This window comes from Oceanobacillus chungangensis (assembly GCF_003369565.1).
Taxonomy (GTDB): domain Bacteria; phylum Bacillota; class Bacilli; order Bacillales; family Amphibacillaceae; genus Oceanobacillus; species Oceanobacillus chungangensis.
Map to the genome: position 1 here is coordinate 14,151 of NZ_PIOD01000007.1, position 17,546 is coordinate 31,696.

At 37.9% G+C, this 17,546-nt stretch carries 22 protein-coding genes; 4 read left to right on the forward strand and 18 right to left on the reverse strand.

Features of this window, described 5'->3' with window-relative positions; genetic code table 11:
* Nucleotides 1-80 precede the first annotated feature (80 nt).
* Both CWR45_RS07975 and CWR45_RS07980 read right to left on the reverse strand, forming a co-directional pair.
* On the reverse strand, nt 81-1,400 hold the full coding sequence (locus tag CWR45_RS07975; protein ID WP_115749345.1) for a DUF4179 domain-containing protein: 1,320 nt from the start codon (nt 1,398-1,400) through the stop codon (nt 81-83).
* Nucleotides 1,376-1,915, reverse strand: coding sequence for a sigma-70 family RNA polymerase sigma factor (locus tag CWR45_RS07980; RefSeq protein ID WP_115749346.1), 540 nt, complete (start codon nt 1,913-1,915; stop codon nt 1,376-1,378). The genes CWR45_RS07975 and CWR45_RS07980 overlap by 25 nt, the downstream gene beginning before the upstream one ends.
* A gap of 500 nt (nt 1,916-2,415) precedes the next feature.
* On the opposite strand from CWR45_RS07980, the gene CWR45_RS07985 reads away from it, so the two are divergent.
* Nucleotides 2,416-2,736, forward strand: coding sequence for a HesB/YadR/YfhF family protein (locus CWR45_RS07985; RefSeq protein ID WP_211315952.1), 321 nt, complete (start codon nt 2,416-2,418; stop codon nt 2,734-2,736).
* 82 nt (nt 2,737-2,818) lie between these two features.
* On the opposite strand, the gene ybaK is transcribed toward CWR45_RS07985, so the two are convergent.
* Nucleotides 2,819-3,307 (reverse strand): Cys-tRNA(Pro) deacylase, encoded by a 489-nt coding sequence (ybaK, locus tag CWR45_RS07990; protein WP_115749347.1) that lies wholly within the window; start codon nt 3,305-3,307, stop codon nt 2,819-2,821.
* A 295-nt stretch (nt 3,308-3,602) separates the two neighbouring features.
* Here ybaK and CWR45_RS19780 point away from each other — a divergent pair, with 295 nt between their 5' ends.
* A complete protein-coding gene (locus tag CWR45_RS19780; RefSeq protein WP_170138820.1) occupies nt 3,603-3,761 on the forward strand; it encodes a hypothetical protein in 159 nt (52 codons plus the stop codon).
* A 51-nt stretch (nt 3,762-3,812) separates the two neighbouring features.
* Here the strand turns inward: CWR45_RS19780 and CWR45_RS07995 are convergent, their stop codons facing one another.
* Together CWR45_RS07995 and CWR45_RS08000 are read right to left on the reverse strand one after the other, a co-directional pair.
* Nucleotides 3,813-4,622: a protein kinase domain-containing protein gene (locus CWR45_RS07995; RefSeq protein WP_245975383.1), complete on the reverse strand. Its 810-nt coding sequence runs from the start codon at nt 4,620-4,622 to the stop codon at nt 3,813-3,815.
* Between the two features lie 29 nt (nt 4,623-4,651).
* The gene (locus tag CWR45_RS08000; RefSeq protein ID WP_115749348.1) at nt 4,652-5,071 is read right to left on the reverse strand and encodes a DUF1801 domain-containing protein; all 420 of its coding nucleotides are present in this window, start codon (nt 5,069-5,071) and stop codon (nt 4,652-4,654) included.
* 324 nt (nt 5,072-5,395) lie between these two features.
* Between CWR45_RS08000 and CWR45_RS08005 the strand changes: the two genes are divergently transcribed.
* Complete coding sequence (locus CWR45_RS08005) at nt 5,396-7,444, forward strand: catalase (protein ID WP_115749349.1); 2,049 nt, start codon at nt 5,396-5,398, stop codon at nt 7,442-7,444.
* A 310-nt stretch (nt 7,445-7,754) separates the two neighbouring features.
* On the opposite strand, the gene CWR45_RS08010 is transcribed toward CWR45_RS08005, so the two are convergent.
* The 8 genes from CWR45_RS08010 to CWR45_RS08045 all read right to left on the reverse strand — a co-directional run bounded on the left by CWR45_RS08010 (nt 7,755) and on the right by CWR45_RS08045 (nt 13,439).
* A complete protein-coding gene (locus tag CWR45_RS08010; RefSeq protein ID WP_115749350.1) occupies nt 7,755-8,360 on the reverse strand; it encodes a VanZ family protein in 606 nt (201 codons plus the stop codon).
* A 106-nt stretch (nt 8,361-8,466) separates the two neighbouring features.
* On the reverse strand, nt 8,467-9,291 hold the full coding sequence (locus CWR45_RS08015; protein WP_115749351.1) for an urease accessory protein UreD: 825 nt from the start codon (nt 9,289-9,291) through the stop codon (nt 8,467-8,469).
* Entirely contained in the window at nt 9,284-9,904 is a 621-nt protein-coding gene (gene ureG, locus CWR45_RS08020; RefSeq protein WP_115749352.1) for an urease accessory protein UreG, read from the reverse strand. Before ureG ends, CWR45_RS08015 begins: the two co-directional genes overlap by 8 nt.
* A gap of 30 nt (nt 9,905-9,934) precedes the next feature.
* On the reverse strand, nt 9,935-10,621 hold the full coding sequence (locus CWR45_RS08025) for an urease accessory protein UreF (RefSeq protein WP_115749353.1): 687 nt from the start codon (nt 10,619-10,621) through the stop codon (nt 9,935-9,937).
* Nucleotides 10,614-11,069: an urease accessory protein UreE gene (gene ureE / locus CWR45_RS08030; RefSeq protein ID WP_115749354.1), complete on the reverse strand. Its 456-nt coding sequence runs from the start codon at nt 11,067-11,069 to the stop codon at nt 10,614-10,616. The genes CWR45_RS08025 and ureE overlap by 8 nt, the downstream gene beginning before the upstream one ends.
* Nucleotides 11,070-11,079: 10 nt before the next feature.
* The gene (gene ureC, locus CWR45_RS08035; RefSeq protein WP_115749355.1) at nt 11,080-12,792 is read right to left on the reverse strand and encodes an urease subunit alpha; all 1,713 of its coding nucleotides are present in this window, start codon (nt 12,790-12,792) and stop codon (nt 11,080-11,082) included.
* Complete coding sequence (gene ureB, locus CWR45_RS08040; protein ID WP_115749356.1) at nt 12,792-13,112, reverse strand: urease subunit beta; 321 nt, start codon at nt 13,110-13,112, stop codon at nt 12,792-12,794. The genes ureC and ureB overlap by 1 nt, the downstream gene beginning before the upstream one ends.
* Before the next feature lie 24 nt (nt 13,113-13,136).
* Nucleotides 13,137-13,439 (reverse strand): urease subunit gamma, encoded by a 303-nt coding sequence (locus CWR45_RS08045; protein WP_115749357.1) that lies wholly within the window; start codon nt 13,437-13,439, stop codon nt 13,137-13,139.
* Nucleotides 13,440-13,638: 199 nt separating this feature from the next.
* Here CWR45_RS08045 and CWR45_RS08050 point away from each other — a divergent pair, with 199 nt between their 5' ends.
* Nucleotides 13,639-14,571: an urea transporter gene (locus CWR45_RS08050; protein ID WP_245975384.1), complete on the forward strand. Its 933-nt coding sequence runs from the start codon at nt 13,639-13,641 to the stop codon at nt 14,569-14,571.
* 91 nt (nt 14,572-14,662) lie between these two features.
* Here the strand turns inward: CWR45_RS08050 and CWR45_RS08055 are convergent, their stop codons facing one another.
* The 5 genes from CWR45_RS08055 to CWR45_RS08075 form a co-directional block, all read right to left on the reverse strand.
* Nucleotides 14,663-14,881: a DUF5342 family protein gene (locus tag CWR45_RS08055; protein WP_115749359.1), complete on the reverse strand. Its 219-nt coding sequence runs from the start codon at nt 14,879-14,881 to the stop codon at nt 14,663-14,665.
* Nucleotides 14,882-14,963: 82 nt separating this feature from the next.
* Complete coding sequence (locus CWR45_RS08060; protein ID WP_115749360.1) at nt 14,964-15,758, reverse strand: TatD family hydrolase; 795 nt, start codon at nt 15,756-15,758, stop codon at nt 14,964-14,966.
* Nucleotides 15,758-16,492, reverse strand: a complete 735-nt coding sequence (locus CWR45_RS08065; RefSeq protein ID WP_115749361.1) for an ABC transporter ATP-binding protein — start codon at nt 16,490-16,492, stop codon at nt 15,758-15,760. The genes CWR45_RS08060 and CWR45_RS08065 overlap by 1 nt, the downstream gene beginning before the upstream one ends.
* Entirely contained in the window at nt 16,479-17,255 is a 777-nt protein-coding gene (locus CWR45_RS08070) for an ABC transporter permease (RefSeq protein ID WP_115749362.1), read from the reverse strand. Before CWR45_RS08070 ends, CWR45_RS08065 begins: the two co-directional genes overlap by 14 nt.
* Entirely contained in the window at nt 17,255-17,545 is a 291-nt protein-coding gene (locus CWR45_RS08075) for a thiamine-binding protein (protein ID WP_115749363.1), read from the reverse strand. Before CWR45_RS08075 ends, CWR45_RS08070 begins: the two co-directional genes overlap by 1 nt.
* Between the last annotated feature and the right edge of the window lies 1 nt (nt 17,546).

Below are 17,546 nucleotides of genomic sequence, written 5' to 3' on the forward strand. Positions count from 1 at the left end.
TTTTAAAAAACCTGTATTGGCGATAATTCCCCTATCGTAATACAGGTTTTTTGAGATCAAGGTTACCCTATATTTTCAATCTATCTTTCAATTAACTCAATCGTCATCTCAAGCTCCTCAAAAAAGGTTGGTGCATGGAGTTTCGATGTTGCAACATAGAGTCCCTCTATGTTCCTCCCCCCTAGCTCAGCTGTTAATTGATATTGATTGACTGTTCCTTCCACCCGTTTTAGTCCTTGATCATCCGAATAGTCCTTGGTATCATGAAACTCTATCCAAACATTATTTGCCTGCTGATAGGCATCTGCACCATCTGTTTCTATAGTAACTGTAGCGAAATCATCATTCATGTCTATATCCAAAATCTTCACCTGACCAATATCACCTTGAGAGAGCGTCATTTCTTGTCCCTTCCATTTCTCTTTGACAACCTCCAGTTCTTTTTCGTCTTTCTTATTAAGAAATGGTTTAACTGTTATAGCTTGCGGAATAGTTTCTAATGGTTCGAAATAATATTTAAATGTCTGTAAAAATTGCCCATTATCACTTCCACCGCCGCCTCCCCCACTTAATGGTTGAAGAACACGCCCTTCATTATCAACAACTTGATAATCCATAAACATATATTTATCACTATTAAAAACATCCTCATCCATTACGATGCGGAAAGCTATTTCAGTACTAGTCGGAAAAAAGGTTATCTTATCATAATGCATAACTAAATCCTTCGCTGATTTTGTCTGATTTACGAGAAATGATTGGTTTTCACCCTGCAATACAATAGGCAATGCTACTTTCCAAGCCCTATTTTCGTAACGTGAATATATTCCGAGCATGAAATGATCTGGGAGCTCCTCCCGATTAATATCGATTGTAAAAACACCTGCATAGTCGCCATCTTCTAAGAAATCTCCTTTGTTTCCCATTCCATAACCATAATTAAGGCTTTTGCCGTCAACTGTTAATTGTAAATTATCAAAGAAATCATTCCAAAACTTGCTATCAATCGTCGGCGGTTCTATGAGGTAGCCAATATGAATGGTTGAGCCGTCATATAAGCTCTCAGTAAAAATAATCGTATGTCCCCCGACCTCTATTTCTTCTCCCAACAATGTGGTGAGCTCCATCTTATTCCCTTTCTGCTCACTAATATCTCCAACCAATTTGAATATAGATCCAATAACAGGAACTGATTTTAATGTATCTGCTGCGGATGGTGAGAATAATGATGCACTAAAAATTATAAATAAACTTGCTATGCTAGCAATTGCTGGATAAAGAAATATGCGCTGCCGTCTTTTTCTTGGCAGTTTGTTAAGTGTTTCTTCGATTCTCTCTTCTACACCGGAAGTTAACATCGGATTGACTTTATTTTTTAATTCTCTTTCCCATCTGTCCATCTGAACCCCTCTTCCTTTTTTAGCAATAGATCACGCATTTTCTCCCGTGCTCTAAGCAGCCTAGTCTTCACAGTATTTTCCGGTACTTCAAATATTAATGCCAAATCATGTATGGAAATATCCTCAATATGAAACATTTTTAGTAATTGAGCTTGCTCCACTGGTAAAGCATTTAGCAAGTCTTCCATTTCAATTTGATAATAACCACTCTCCTCCGATGAAGGCTCCACCCAATCCTCCATTGAAACCAGATTCTTCCTTTGACGATGAATTTGGTTACATTCGTTGATAATAATTCGACATAGCCATGTCTTAAAATATGCAGGCTCACGCAATGTACGAATGTTTTGAAATGCTTTTAAAATGGATTCTTGTATTGCATCCGCACAATCTTCATCCCGACTTAGTATTGTTTTAGCTACCCGATACATGATAACGTTATGCGCAGCAATAAGCTTTTCAAAAGAAGTTACATTTCCTTTCTGAGCCTTTTTTACCTCTTTAACAATACGCAAGACATCTTCTCCTTTCCGGTTAACCTATTTGTTAGATGCTGTACAGGGATTACAGGTTTCATTTATTTTAGACTGTTGACAGATATTCTTCATTAATATTGTGGACGTATTAGAAATCACTTACGATTGGGGCTTGGATTCGTCAATAATAAACAAAAAAGCCTGTATGAGAAATATCCCAACTCCGCCATACAGGTGTTTTCCCATTTTAATCTGCTTAATCCATTTCATCTTTATCCCGCTTTACCCACCATGTTGCAAGAAGTGGTCCAGAAATATTATGCTAGACATTATATATTGCGCACGATACTTCTGCAATTGGCTCAAAGTGAAAAATTGCAAGCATTAACATAAGTCAGAATCTAGTATGCTTATTATAAAATTTATAGTCAGATATATAAATATTTCATAACAGCTTCCAGTAATTTGTATTGCTACACATTAAAAATGTAGTGTGCTAAACTAAAAACAATGATGGTAGAAAGGAGGATTCACAGAAGTTGAATTCTGCGAAAACAAATAAGATGAAAATTACTATATCTGATAATGCACATAAATGGTTTAAAGAAGAAGTAGGGGTAGAAAAAGGACAAGCTGTTCGTTTCTACGGTAAAGTTTATGGGAGTACGGAGGTTCATGATAATTTCTCCGTTGCTATCCAAGTAACGGAACCATCAAACGATCTGTTAGGAGAAGTTACGATTGATGGCATCACGTACTATGCTGAAAAGGCTGATGATTGGTTCTTTAGTGGATATGATTTTGAGGTTGATTACGATCAAATTACAGATGACGTGAAATATCATTTTACATCTCAATAATCTTGGCTAACAAGCCAATTATGATATTATTTTTTTCTGTTAAAAAGAAGCGAAGTACTGACGATTCGCTTCTTTTTATCTTTTATACTACCGTAAAATCTGAAAATACAGCAGCCGTCACTTTTTGCAAGTCACCCGGTGTTAGCTCGACTTGCCTCCCCCTCTTTCCCGCCGAAACAATCATCGTTTTTAAAGAATGTGCATTTATTGCGATATAAGTTGGATAGGTTTTTTTCATGCCAATTGGCGAACAGCCACCGCGAATGTATCCTGTCGTTGATTCTAATTCCTTGATCGGCAGCATTTCCATCTTCTTATTGCCACTCACCTTTGCAAGAGATTTCAAATCTAGCGTATGATTTGCAGGGATACACGCAACTATAATTCCAGCTTTGTCCCCTCTTGTAACAAGGGTTTTATAAATTTTTTCCAACGGCATCGCTACTTTTTCAGCGACAGTTACTGTGTCAAGATGTTCTTCACTCCAAGGATACTCATGCACCTCATAGGCAATCTTTTCCTTTTCTAATATCCTTATTGCATTTGTTTTATGTGGTTTTTTCTTTTTCATTTTTATGACCTCTTTGTCAATAATCATTCCAATACGATGATATCGTAAAATGATACTAAAAACGTATATAGTTCAAACTTTATCCATATAATTACTTTATGGTAGACTAACATTTATAAACACTCTGAGAAAAGCGGGCATGAAACCAAGTCTTTTGATACAGGAATAGTTGACTTATGAAATAGAGTGTTTTATGCTTTCTTATTTACCAAAGAAAGATGAAAGGTGATATTAATGTTTAAAAAAATTATGAAACAAATAAAGCATCTATCCCAGGGTAGCAGTGCGCGAAGACATGATCGTTACCGTAGGGATAGCAGTCATCGCAGAGGTTACTACCGCCATGATAGTAGTGATAGACGTAATCGCTATTATCGCGATAGCAGCAGCCATAAAAGTAAATATTATCGTCGCGGCAGCAGCAGTAGCAGACGATTCAATTCCTACCCAATGAGCGGAAGTGACCGGTATAAACGAAGAGGCAGAAGAAGCAGCAGTTAATTGATTAGGAATTAACTGCCATAATCGCAGTATGAAGATCTGCAGAAATCTCCTTTGTATTCGAATATGGTCTTTCTATTTTTAATAACCGTTTCAATAGATGTACTGTTCCACGATTCAATGAAAGTTCTTCTGTCCATGGAAGGGCTTTTTTATTTTTCGACGGATATGTTGAATAAAGTAAGAACAACAGGATATCACCTAAATCGAAGTAATCTTGTTGCTTCAATTCAAGAATCAATGACTTATTTTTATTAGAGGAACTAGTTGAATCTACTTGCCTTGCCAGGCCAAAATCAATCAAATAGGGATGATTAATTTTCAGTAAAATATTTGGTATTCGCAGATCTTGATGGTAAATATCTCTCTCATGAAGATATTCAACCAATTCAAGCAGTTGAAGGAGGAAAAGCAGTGATTCACTCTCGCTAAACGACTTCTTCTTTGAAAATAGCTGCTCGTCAAGGTCATACCCATCAATGAAAGTCATTACGTAAAAATAACTTCCCTCTCTTAAGAAAGCTTCATATAGCCTCGGCATATATTCATTATCAAGCTTACGTAAAATATAAATCTCGTTTTCAAACAGCTTAATTTCGCTTTTAAAACGCTGCTTACTAGGACGGAGCTGCTTGACTACTAGATTATCATTTGTTCTTAAATCTTTACACAGGTAAACAATACCAAAGCTACCAGAGCCGATAATCCGTCGTACCTCATAGCAATCATTGATAGTTGCCCCTACTTTATATGGTCGATCAATAAAAAACTGATAGATTTTTCTTAAGGAACGTAATATGGAGATATCCTTCACCTTTTCATTTCAAAAGTTATTTGCACTAGTTATTCTGGATACTTATTTTGTGTATATGCAACCGTTTCGCTAATTAATGTCTTTAAAATTTCAACATCAATATCCGCAACTTTATTAATGTATACACAAGCCTTCCCTACTGTATGTTTTCCTAATTGATTCAGTAATTCTTCTCTCCGCTGTTCGTCCATCATTAAATACAGGCTAATTTTTGCTTTACGTGGAGAATATCCAACGAGTGCTGCATCGCCTTCATGACCAGAATCATATTTATAATGATATGAGCCAAAGCCAATAATACTAGGCCCCCACATTTTTGCTTTAAACCCGGTTGTCTCTGTAAAAATATCCAATAACTTATACGCATCCTCACGCTTTTTGGGATTATCTACACTTTCAATAAACTCGATTACACTATTATTCGTTTCTTTTGTTTTAAGTTCGTACATATGCCTGTCACTCCCCGAAATTTATTGAAGGACCAGTTACTATAGATCGCTTCATCATCTTGCTTGAGCTATTCTACTTACTACTATATTTTAATCGAGAACATTGAATAATGCCAATTCCTCCATTCACTCCTGCATAAATAAATTTCTCCTAGCATTGTACCAGTGTTAGTCCATTACAATGAATCATTCGCAATTAACACCCATTTATTAGAACCAATAGAATAAACATGCTTCAAAAAAATAGTCAAGCCAAGGGTCCAACTCAACACTGTAATAATTCAAAAACTCCAGCATAATGTTTAATCATAAGGAGGGATTTAGTTGAATGATGGACGAAATGGAAATAAGAATAGTAAGGAAAAACAGCTGGATGCCTTTAAGGTAGATGATAAAGGAAAAAAACTAACAACGAACCAAGGGTTAAAAGTTTCCGAAGATGAGTTTTCTTTAAAAGCAGGAGATCGTGGTCCAACATTAATGGAGGATTTTCATTTTCGAGAAAAATTGACCCATTTTGATCATGAGCGAATTCCAGAAAGAGTTGTGCATGCACGTGGATTTGCTGTACATGGAGAGTTTCAACTATATGAAAATATGAGCAAATACACGAGGGCGAAATTTTTACAGGATACTTCGGTTAAAACACCTGTATTTGTTCGTTTTTCTACTGTAAATGGATCGAGGGGGTCTGCTGACACTGTTCGTGATGCAAGGGGATTTGCTACGAAATTTTATACAGAAGAAGGAAATTACGATTTAGTTGGTAATAATATTCCAGTTTTTTTTATTCAGGATGCTATTAAGTTTCCAGATGTAGTGCATGCATTTAAACCTGAACCTGACAATGACATTCCACAAGCCTCTACTGCTCACGATACATTCTGGGACTTTGTTGCCAATAACCAGGAATCCGCACATATGATTATGTGGATCATGTCCGACCGTGCAATACCTAGAAGTTTTCGAATGATGGAAGGATTCGGCGTACATACTTTTCGCTTTGTTAACGAACAAGGAAAAGCCCACTTTGTGAAATTCCACTGGAAACCTATGCTTGGGACGCATTCGTTTGTTTGGGATGAAGCTCACGAACTAGCAGGAATTGATCCCGATTTCCACCGAAATGACTTGTGGAATGCTATTGAAAATGGTCATTATCCTGAGTTTGAATTAGGTGTTCAGATATTAAATGAGGAAGATGAATTTAAACTGGGAATTGATATTTTAGATGCAACGAAGCTTTGGCCAGAAGAAGATATTCCTGTTCAAATTATTGGAAAAATGACATTGAATCGCAATGTAGATAACTTTCATGCAGAAACAGAGCAAGCTGCTTTTCACCTAGGTAATGTTGTGCCAGGAATTGATTTTACAAATGACCCATTATTGCAAGGGCGCTTGTTTTCTTATTTGGATACACAATTAATCCGTCTTGGCGGTCCTAATTTTCATGAAATCCCAATTAACAGACCAGTAGTTCCTTTCCATAACAATCAACGTGAAGGATATCATCGACAAACCATCAATGTTGGAAAAGTGAACTATCATCGAAATTCGTTAGCAGGAAATACACCGGCTCCTGCTAGTGAAGAAGAAGGTGGATATGTTTCCTATCAGGAAAAAGTGGAAGGACGTAAAATTCGTGCCAGAAGTAAAAGTTTTACAGACCATTTCTCACAAGCTACTCTATTTTGGAACAGTATGAGCCCCACAGAGAAAAAACATATTATTAATGCATTCAGTTTTGAACTTGGGAAAGTAAAGAGCATGTCAGTAAGACAGCAAATAGTCGACATGTATGCGAATGTAAGTTTAGACCTGGCAAGGGCATTTTCAAAAAAAATTGGCGCAGCCCCACCTAAAACAGGTGGCTCAAATGTAACAAAAGCATCTCCTGCACTAAGTCAAGAAAATACTATATTTACACCTAGCACTAGAAAAGTAGCCGTGATCCTAACAAACGGATTTAATGGCCCTGAAGTAAAGTATGTGTTAGAACGTTTTCAGGCTTCAGGATTAATGCCTGAAATTATCAGTGAAAATCAAGGTGAAGTGAAGGGTAGAAATGGGGTTACATTTAATGTGAAACATACTTTCCTAACCGCTAAGTCCGTTCAATTTGATGCGGTATATATCGTTAATGGAAGTAATACAAGTAAAAAATTCAATAAAGATGCGGTATATTTTATCGATGAGGCGTTTTCACATTATAAACCAATTGGTGCCACACACGAAGGAATACAGTTTTTAACAATAAATGGATATGATGGTAAACAAGGGGTTGTCACGGGATACGATATCCGAAGCTTCCCAGATGAATTTGTAAAAGCTGTTTCTCTTCATCGCCATTGGGATAGGAAAATAATTTAAGTTATTGGAAAGGTAATGTGCAGTGAAAGGGCTATCCCAGTCAAAATATGGGGGTAGCCCAGATATATTTAAAAAAACTCCTGCTTAAATAGATTTTATATGATTATATCTACTTTTATCAGTAGTAAACGGAAGTTTGAATTGGGCTGTTAATAAATATTCTGTTTTTTTTATGCTCTTTCTGAACAGTGGTCCCATATTAAAGTATTATTCCAGTATACATTTCTTGTCGTTCCCCTTCTTGATTTCTTGATAGGTCTCCTGATAAGTTGAATCTAGAAATCTTTCTACTTAAAATGCAGCGATAAATTCATAGATTTTCTCTACTTTCGTTGGCCTTAAGCCGTACAACACGTTGAAATACTGGTGTTAGCAAACAACCAACATACACACCGAACATATTCAAGATGAGATCATCAATATCCAAGCTTCCTCGTCGGGTAATAAATTGTAAGAATTCTATCATACTAATGAATAATAATGGAAGCAGATACTGCATTATTTTGGACATTCGGTTCATCATAATAATTAGCCCATATGGTACAAACAATACAACATTTGCAGCTAGATTATAAAATGCAACAAGTGGCGGCACATCCCCTGTCAAATAAAAGCTGATTGTCGAAAATGGCAGCAAGTTCCAATTATCATACACCTGCTCATTTGGTCTGATGAATAACAATACGAATAGACATAGCGAATAGATAGCGAGAAGTAGATTCAAAAGCCACCTAGGAATCGTAATTGTATCTTTTCTAATCAGAAATACTAGGAAGAATATTAGCGCTGTTATGCACATCCACAACACGATGATGACAATCGGATGCAGGTAAGAAAAGAGCTGATAAAATACTGGCAGGAAAATAAGAAAGAGTAGTTGCGATATAACAATAGAGAAATAGATTGTTCTTTTCATCGATTAGTCCCCTTGATAAATAGGTTGATTCTACTTACCCATTATACTTTTCCGAGCTTAAAAAGAAAACCATCCTTTAAAATGCTAAAGAATGGTCTCCTATTACTTAATATTTTCGAAGCATGGTTGGTTTAGTTCCAAACCATTCTTGCCGGATAATCTGATGGATCTTAGAGAAAATTGCTTCTACATTTTGTGTAGAATTTGCGAGTACCCTAACTGTAAACCCCTTTACAGCTAACATTGAGACACCTATTTTATACTCTGATGAAGCTATATTTACAGTATCATACAACCGATCCAATAAATCTGCATTCGTCTCTTCTCCCACTACGATCATCGAGCCTAAATGAGTGTATCCTTCCATGAAACCAATTTCTTCTATTTCCTGGTCTGCTGGGGTTAATTTTATATGATCATAGGCAACTAGCGCACCATCTAAATAGATTTCATTTATCAGCTGGAGTCGATCATAGCTGAATCTTTTCCCATCCGGCGACCATCCAGGCGTGATGACATCCGTATAGAGTAAAGTCGACCCTTTCTCCATATTAATTCGATTGATTTGTTTATATTTTGCCGCGCGATAGCCGATTAATGGATCAGGTACATATTCTAGAATACTTCCAGCTTTTAAATTTATTTCTGTTTCCTGATAAGCTTCTTTGAAAGGTGTTTTATATACTTTCGTAGCCGATTGCGTTGTTAAAATTAATGCTGCATTCTCCTCAAGTGAAATCGACATGCGATAACGATCACCATTTAAATAGCCGCCACCAGGATTCAAAATATAATAGCAAACTTGACCAGAATCATCATGATAGACAGGACGCATTACCTTAAACGCACCTTGGAAATAGACATTTTTTGCGACCGATTTTCCATGTCGTTTTTCAATATCTAACCGCAGCTCACCTGTCCACTCATGCATTTTCATTTATTCCTTTTAATAATACATCTTTCTTTATCCAGTCTATTACTTGATCAAGTCCTGTATCATTCTTTAAATTAGTAAACACGAACGGTTTATCACCGCGAAAAACTTTTGTATCAGCAGCCATTACATCAAGACTTGCGCCAACATATGGAGCTAAATCCGTTTTATTGATGATGAAGAGATCTGATTTAATCATCCCTTGCCCACCTTTTCGTGGGATTTTTTCTCCCTGTGCAACATCGATGATATAAATGGAAAAGTCAACGAGCTCCGGGCTAAAGGTTGCTGCAAGGTTATCACCCCCGCTTTCAACAAAAATCAGCTCGACATCTGGATTTTTCTCGATTAATTCATCAATTGCTGCGAAGTTCATTGAAGCATCTTCGCGAATAGCCGTGTGTGGACAGCCCCCGGTTTCAACACCGATGATTCTATCTTGTTCTAGCACACCATTTTGAATTAAAAATTTTGCATCTTCTTTTGTGTAAATATCATTCGTAACGACTGCCATGCTAATTTCATCAGCCATATTTCTTGTTAATTTTTCAACTAATAATGTTTTTCCAGCGCCAACAGGCCCGCCAACGCCAATCTTAATCGGTCCCATATGTATACTCCTCCGTTTTTAATAGCGTAATCAAGACATAAAAATTCGAATATTTACGCGTTCATGCTTCATTTGGGATAACTCAAGTCCTGGGGAGACAATCCCAAAGTCATCCATCTTTAAGCCTTCGATTTTTTCAAGTGCTTTTACTAACACTGGCTGGAATTGCTGCATCGTCTTCTGCCCAGCTGTTTGCCCTAAAGGTATTGCCCGAACAGCATTTTGTACGAGTGTTGTCAGATTTGAATAAAGATAATACAGTGTTGTATCACGCAATGAAACATTTAGATGATGCCCAATAATCGTAAAGACAATTGCTGGATGTCCGAAGGCTTGTTTTTTCTTGATTCTTTCTTTATACGCCTTAATAATCGGTACATCATATAATGATTCAACAAGATTTAACATTCCCTCGCCTATTCTTTGGGTTCCTTCTCTCGTTTCACGCGGAAGATTTTGAACAGCTAGCAGCCGATCCAGCTTCCATATATCCTCTTGCTGATTTCCCTCCAATGCCTCATAAGCAATACGGGTTGCAAGTCCATCTGCATAAACAAGCTGCTCATTTAAATAAACATCAAGCCACTTAGAAAACGTGGCTTGATTATGAACTTTTCCTTCTTGTATATAGGTCTCCAGTCCATATGAATGACTAAATGCTCCAGTTGGAAAATTGGAATCACATAATTGAAACAGCGCAAGTGTTGGATTAAACATGACTATGTCCTATATGACGAAATGCTTGTTTAACTTTACGATCTTCCCGCCTATAAGGGATTTGCAAATCATCAAGTAATTCGGCAACGAGATAATCATATTGAACGAGCATGTCATTCTCTTCAAATTGGGCAGGCAAATGACGATTCCCCAGCTGATGTGCGATTATTCCCATCTCCTTGATGCTTCGTGGGCTAATAATAATCAGATCATCTGTTAAAACATCAACAATAATCATGTTTTTCTCATCCATAAACAAAACATCACCAGCAACTAAATCACGTGCTTCCTTTAAACGGATTCCTAGTTCTTTCCCATGGTCAGTCGTTACACGCTGAATTCGTTTCATTAAGTCGTCACTTTCTAAATATACTTTTTCTTTATGCCGCCTTTCTATTTCATCTTGCGGCATCTGCTCAATATTTGTTACAACACGCTCAATGATCAATACACTCACCTCAAAATAAGAAATATCGCTGCCCCATCGGTAATTTATCAACAGGCTCACATGTAATGACTTCCCCATTCACTCTAACTTCGTATGTTTGTGGGTCTACCGTGATTTCCGGCGTTTCGGAGTTTAGTTTCATCGATTTTTTTGTCAAATCCCGAATCCCATGCACTGGGAGGATTTGCTTCTGCAATCCTAATTTTTCATGTACTTTATCATCAAATGCAGATTGAGAAATAAAAGTGATTGAGCTCTTTAATTGTGCTTTCCCAGTTGTTGCATACATTGGCCGGTATATGATTGGCTGTGGTGTTGGTATCGATGCATTGGCATCTCCCATTAAGGATTGTACCATCAAACCATTTTTTAAAATCAGCTCTGGTTTTACCCCGAAAAAGGCTGGATTCCAAAGGACAAGATCGGCAATCTTCCCTACTTCAATCGATCCAACATGCTCGGAAATTCCATGCGTAATTGCAGGATTGATTGTATATTTTGCAACGTATCGTTTCACACGGTTATTATCGGAGTACTCGCTATCTCCCTGCATTGTACCGCGCTGCTGTTTCATTTTATTCGCGACTTGCCATGTACGGAGCACAACTTCACCGACACGCCCCATTGCCTGTGCATCCGAACTAACCATACTAAATACACCCATATCTTGAAGAATATCCTCTGCTGCAATTGTTTCTCTTCGGATTCGCGAATCAGCGAAAGCGATATCTTCTGGAACAGATGGGTTTAGATGATGACAAACCATTAGCATATCGAGATGTTCGTCGACTGTATTTACTGTATATGGCAACGTAGGATTTGTTGATGATGGTAGAACATTCATAAAGCTTGCCGATTTAATTAAATCTGGTGCATGTCCTCCACCAGCACCTTCTGTATGATACATATGAATGACACGATTCTTAATTGCTGCAATCGTATCCTCCATGAATCCACCTTCGTTTAGCGTATCGGCATGTACGGCAACTTGCACATCATACTTATCCGCGATTGTTAGCGCATGGTCGAGTGCAGATGGTGTAGCTCCCCAGTCTTCATGGACTTTTAAGCCAATTGCTCCAGCACGCACTTGTTCTGCTAATGGTTCCTCTGTTGCCGCTTGTCCTTTTCCAGTAAAGCCAACGTTAATAGGTAATCCCTCTGCCGCTTCAAGCATTCGATGCATATTCCATTCACCTGGCGTCACTGTTGTCGCTCTCGCGGCTGCTGTCGCACCAGTTCCACCACCAATCAAGGTAGTAAGTCCAGATGTAAGGGCAACATCAACCTGTGCAGGATTGATAAAATGCACATGCGTATCGATTCCACCGGCAGTTAGTATCATCCCTTCACCAGCGATAATATCTGTTGAGGCACCAATTACAATATCCACATTATCCATCACAAGTGGATTTCCCGCTTTACCAATCCCAGATATTTTGCCATCGCGAATCCCAATATCAGCTTTATAAATTCCAGTGTAATCCAAAATTACTGCATTTGTGATCACAGTATCTGGAACGCCTTCTTTACGTGTAACAAGTGGGTGCTGCCCCATACCATCACGAATAACCTTACCGCCTCCGAAGACAACCTCTTCACCATAGGTCGTAAAGTCTTTCTCCACCTGAATAAACAAGTCAGTATCCGCTAAACGAATGGAATCTCCTGTTGTTGGACCATACATTTGTGCATATTGTTTTCTCGTCATTTTAAAGCTCATTATTTATTCCCTCTTTTCAATGGTCCATCCACTTTGTTATTAAACCCGTAAACCTCACGTTTCCCCCCAAAATCAATTAATTCTACTTCCTTTTCATCACCTGGTTCAAAGCGAACTGCCGCACCTGCTGGAACATTAAGACGTTTTCCATATGCTTCTTCACGATTAAACTGCAGTGCATCATTCACCTCGTAAAAATGATAATGTGAACCAATTTGAATTGGTCTATCACCAGTATTCGTTACGAATACTTTTGATGCTTCCCTTCCTGCGTTGCAAATAATCTCTTCTTCTTTTAAAAATAATTGTCCGGGTTCCATCTGTTCATTCCTCCTGTTGTTTATTTACCTTATTGGACTATGTACCGTTACTAATTTCGTACCATCCGGGAAGGTTGCCTCTACTTGCACATCGTCAATCATCTCTGGAATTCCATCCATAACGTCTTCCCTTGTCAGAATCGTTGCACCATATTCCATTAATTCTGCAACACTTCGCCCGTCTCTGGCACCTTCCAGCACTTCATAAGTGAGTAGTGCTACAGCCTCTGGATAATTTAATCGCAAGCCACGTTCTTTCCTTCGCTTTGCTAAATCTGCTACCACTACGATCATCAACTTATCTATTTCCCGCGGTAATAATTGCATTTTAAACCTCCCTAAAATCGATTATTATTTTATTTGGACAGAACATCTATAAGCATTTCCAATTCTTTCATTTTTAAACAAAGTTTATGTTTGTTGAAGAATCAAATCTACTTTTATTTTTTTGGAATTGTCCTTCTGTTTTTTGGGAAGTGTAATATAGAGGAAATAACTATAAATTTGGTAAATAGGGGACGATACAGTGCGTAATCATTCATTTATTAATAAAGCTTTTCCATTTATAGCGATATCATTGAAAGGAATTTCACAAGTCGTTTTGATTGAAAATGTCGTCTCAGGTGCGATTATTCTTTTAGCCATTACAATTGCATCGGTTCCTTTAGGGATAATAGCTCTTCTATCGTCAATGATTGGTACAATGATTGGTAAGCTTGGAGGGGTAGATGACGAGATACTTAACCAAGGGTTATTTGGCTATAATTCTGTACTTACTGGAATGGCCCTACTATTATTCCTGACAGGACCAACCCAATGGATTCTCTGTTTAGTCGGTGCCGCTATTGCCGCCATCCTAACAGCAAGTGTAATGCATATTATGAAGGGTACAGGAATACCAATTCTAACCTTGCCATTTATTCTCTTGACCTGGTTTGCTTTACTCGTTTCCTATCGATTAACCACATTTCAAATTAGTAATTCGCTCGTCCCACAAAGTTTGCGCCAATGGGAATTAGATATCACGGGTGATATTGAGTTGTCACATGGTATTTTTTATGGAATTGGACAAGTTTATTTTTTAGACAATATGGTATCTGGAATATTATTATTTATTGCCGTTTTTTGGGCTAGCTGGAAGCTTGGACTCTATGCTTCTATAGGAAACGCTGCAGCTTTAGTAACAGCGTTAATATTAGGGGCAGAACGATCTCTAATATTCTTAGGACTGTATGGTTATAATGCGATATTAACTTGTATCGCAGTAGCTCTCGTATTTAATATGGATAAGCGACCATTTTCATACGCTTCAGGGATTATGGCCGCCTGTTTGACGGTTCCACTAGCAGCTAGTATCAATACATGGCTTTTGCCTTATGGACTACCTGCATTAACGATGCCATTTGTCTTGAGTACATGGGTATTCCTTAGTGCAAGGAAAATATTACCGAAGTTATAGGTGCTAATGCTACGCTTCATTGGATAAAGATAGAGAACAACATCATACATACTTGATGTTGTTCTCTATCTGTCCAGTTCTCGACTTTTAATTACTGTTCTAAATGGTTCCCCATTAATTTATGGACCTCCGTTTCCACTGCCTGAAGTTCTTCCTCTTCTAATTCCTTATGTGGTTGAGGATGGAACCAATTTATTTCTCCATCGTGAAAAACTCCTTGATAAGTATCCCCTTGAAAATTTAATTCAAACTGGTGCCGTTCATGTACTTGATCCTCAAATAATGGTTTTATTTCGAAGTTTTCGAACATCATTATTTCCTCCTCATACTGTATTTCTTTTAAAGTTTGCACATAACTACCCAAAATATGTATAGGATAAATAGTCCGTTTTTTAAATTTGATAAAATTGTTTTGTATTCCGTAAGAGCTGCCTATAGACATCCGCTATTTCTAACGCTTTAATAGAGGCAATGGCTTCGATTGATTGATGAATCATCTGTGGATGTGTCATCTTACCTTCAAAGGGACCTGTAAAAGTCCATGGTCCATCCGTCTCGACCATCATTTGTGATAATGGATATTGGTTGACCAAATGCTGAATTTCCTGTTCATACAATACATCCGGTGTAATGGAAATAAAGTAACCATTCCGGATCATCCGCTCAATCGTTAGTATATCACCCTTAAACCAATGAAAGTGCGCATATTTGATCGCATGTTTTTCTAATAAATTGCAAACAACACCTGCATCCTCATAAATTGCATGCAGTACTATCGGCTTCTTGTATCGTTTTGCAAGTATGATAAATTGCTCGAGTATTTCCATATAGGGTTCTATATTTAAAAAGGGATTTTCTTTTCGCGTATAATACGGCAGACCAACCTCACCAATGGCAATCATCTCTTGATTGTGTAACTCAATAAATGCAATTAATTCCTGCATTGCTTCATCATTAAGCACTTGTTGTTCTGGATGAAAACCAAACGCCGCCTTAATATTATTGTGCTCACGATGTAATTTTAAATTTTCTTTAGCAGAAACTAAATCATATGACACCGTGATTAGCGATTCTATCCCAGCACACTCCATCTCAGACATAATCCGTCGCTGCTCAGACCTTGCATATTTATCTAGATGGATATGTGCATCAATTAGGCTTCTTGCACCTCCCAAACTATTCTTCATTATTGTTCCCTCATTTCCTGATAGATTCGTTTCTTCCATTGCAGAAACGAATCAGAAAGAAGAATTGCTTCGTCTCTTGGTCGGGCAAAGGGAATCGTAAATTCTTTCTTAACGGTTGCTGGTCGGGACGATAACACAATAATTCGATCAGCAAGAAAAATTGCCTCCTCAATATTATGCGTCACAAATAATATTGAGCGTTTATATTCGGACCAAATCGATAAAAGCCACTTTTGCATATCAAGTCTCGTAAATTCATCTAATGCTGAAAAAGGTTCATCTAATAGGATTAATGATTGCGGACTTAAAATACTGCGAATAAATGATGCCCTTTGCTGCATTCCTCCAGAAAGTTCATGTGGGTAGCTTTGCTCAAACCCTTTAAGCCCAGCCCTTTCAATCATTTGTAATGCCTTTTCCACATCACGATTTCCAGTAATCTCTTGGCCAAGCAGTACATTATCTAAAATTGTCCGCCATGGCATGAGTGACGAAGTTTGTGGTGTATAGCTGATTGAACCGCGTTTTCCATTAATATTCTCTCCATTCAGATTTACCGAACCAGACGATGGCTGACTGATTCCGCCTATAATCCGAAATAACGTACTTTTCCCGCTGCCTGAAGGGCCTAACAACGCAACAAATTCTGCCTCTTCAACAGAGAATGTCACATCATTTAGTACTGTATTTACACCGAATGATTTATTTATTTGCTGGATCTCAAGATGACTCATTTGCACCCTCCTCCTTTGGCTTCCATTTAATCAGTCTTTTCTCTAAACCAACAATGAGTGAAAAGAATAATAAGCTTAGAATCACAATTAGAAAAATCGCTACAAACACGCGATCCGTTCGAAACGAAGAAGATGCCAATGTCATATAAACACCAATCCCTTTACTTGCACCAAGCCATTCGGATATGACAGCGCCCATTACACTATATGTTGCAGAAATTTTTAATCCTGAAAACAGCGATGGCAGCGCATGCGGAAACTCTAATTTCCAAAATATTTGTTTCTTTGTTGCACCTGCCATTTGCATATAATGCATTAAATCACGATTCGTTTGCCTGAAACCATCTAATAAAGCAATCGTAATCGGGAAGAAACAAACCAATGTAATGACAATAATCTTCGGCAGCATTCCGAAGCCAAACCAAATCACAAGCAACGGGGCAAGAACGATTGTTGGAATGTTTTGCGAAATAATTAATAATGGGTAGAATGCCTGCCTCAGTATGGGAACAAGATGCAAGCCGATTGCCACAACCACGCCAATACTGCTGCCGATGCTGAACCCGAAAATAATTAATTTTATTGTTGATGCTAGATGCCCAGAATAGACTGCCCAGCCACTGATTGCCTCAGCAATAATCTGTGATGGGGCTGGCAGCAGCCACTTTTGAATATCAAAAATATTTGTACAAGTTTCCCAAATAATGAATAAAAGGATGAGGACCAAAGCTGGTCGCCATCCTTTTTGAAATAGCTTGCGCATTAGCGGTATTTCTCCGTTAATTTATCCATTGACGCTCCATCAGGCTTATAGAAAACTTTAACTTGTGAAATGACGCTTGGGCATCCTTTTTCCGTCATTTTTTCATTCATTCTCTCGATAATCTTAAATAATTCAGATAACTCGCCCTCCATCGTTGTCTCAAGCGGATTCACTTGATGTTTCACACCAGATGCTTCGATTACCGCAATTGCTTCATCAACAAACGGAATCGTATCTTCTCCATTTGCTGTTTTTGGAATAATTTGAATACTTACGAGTGCATTTGCCATC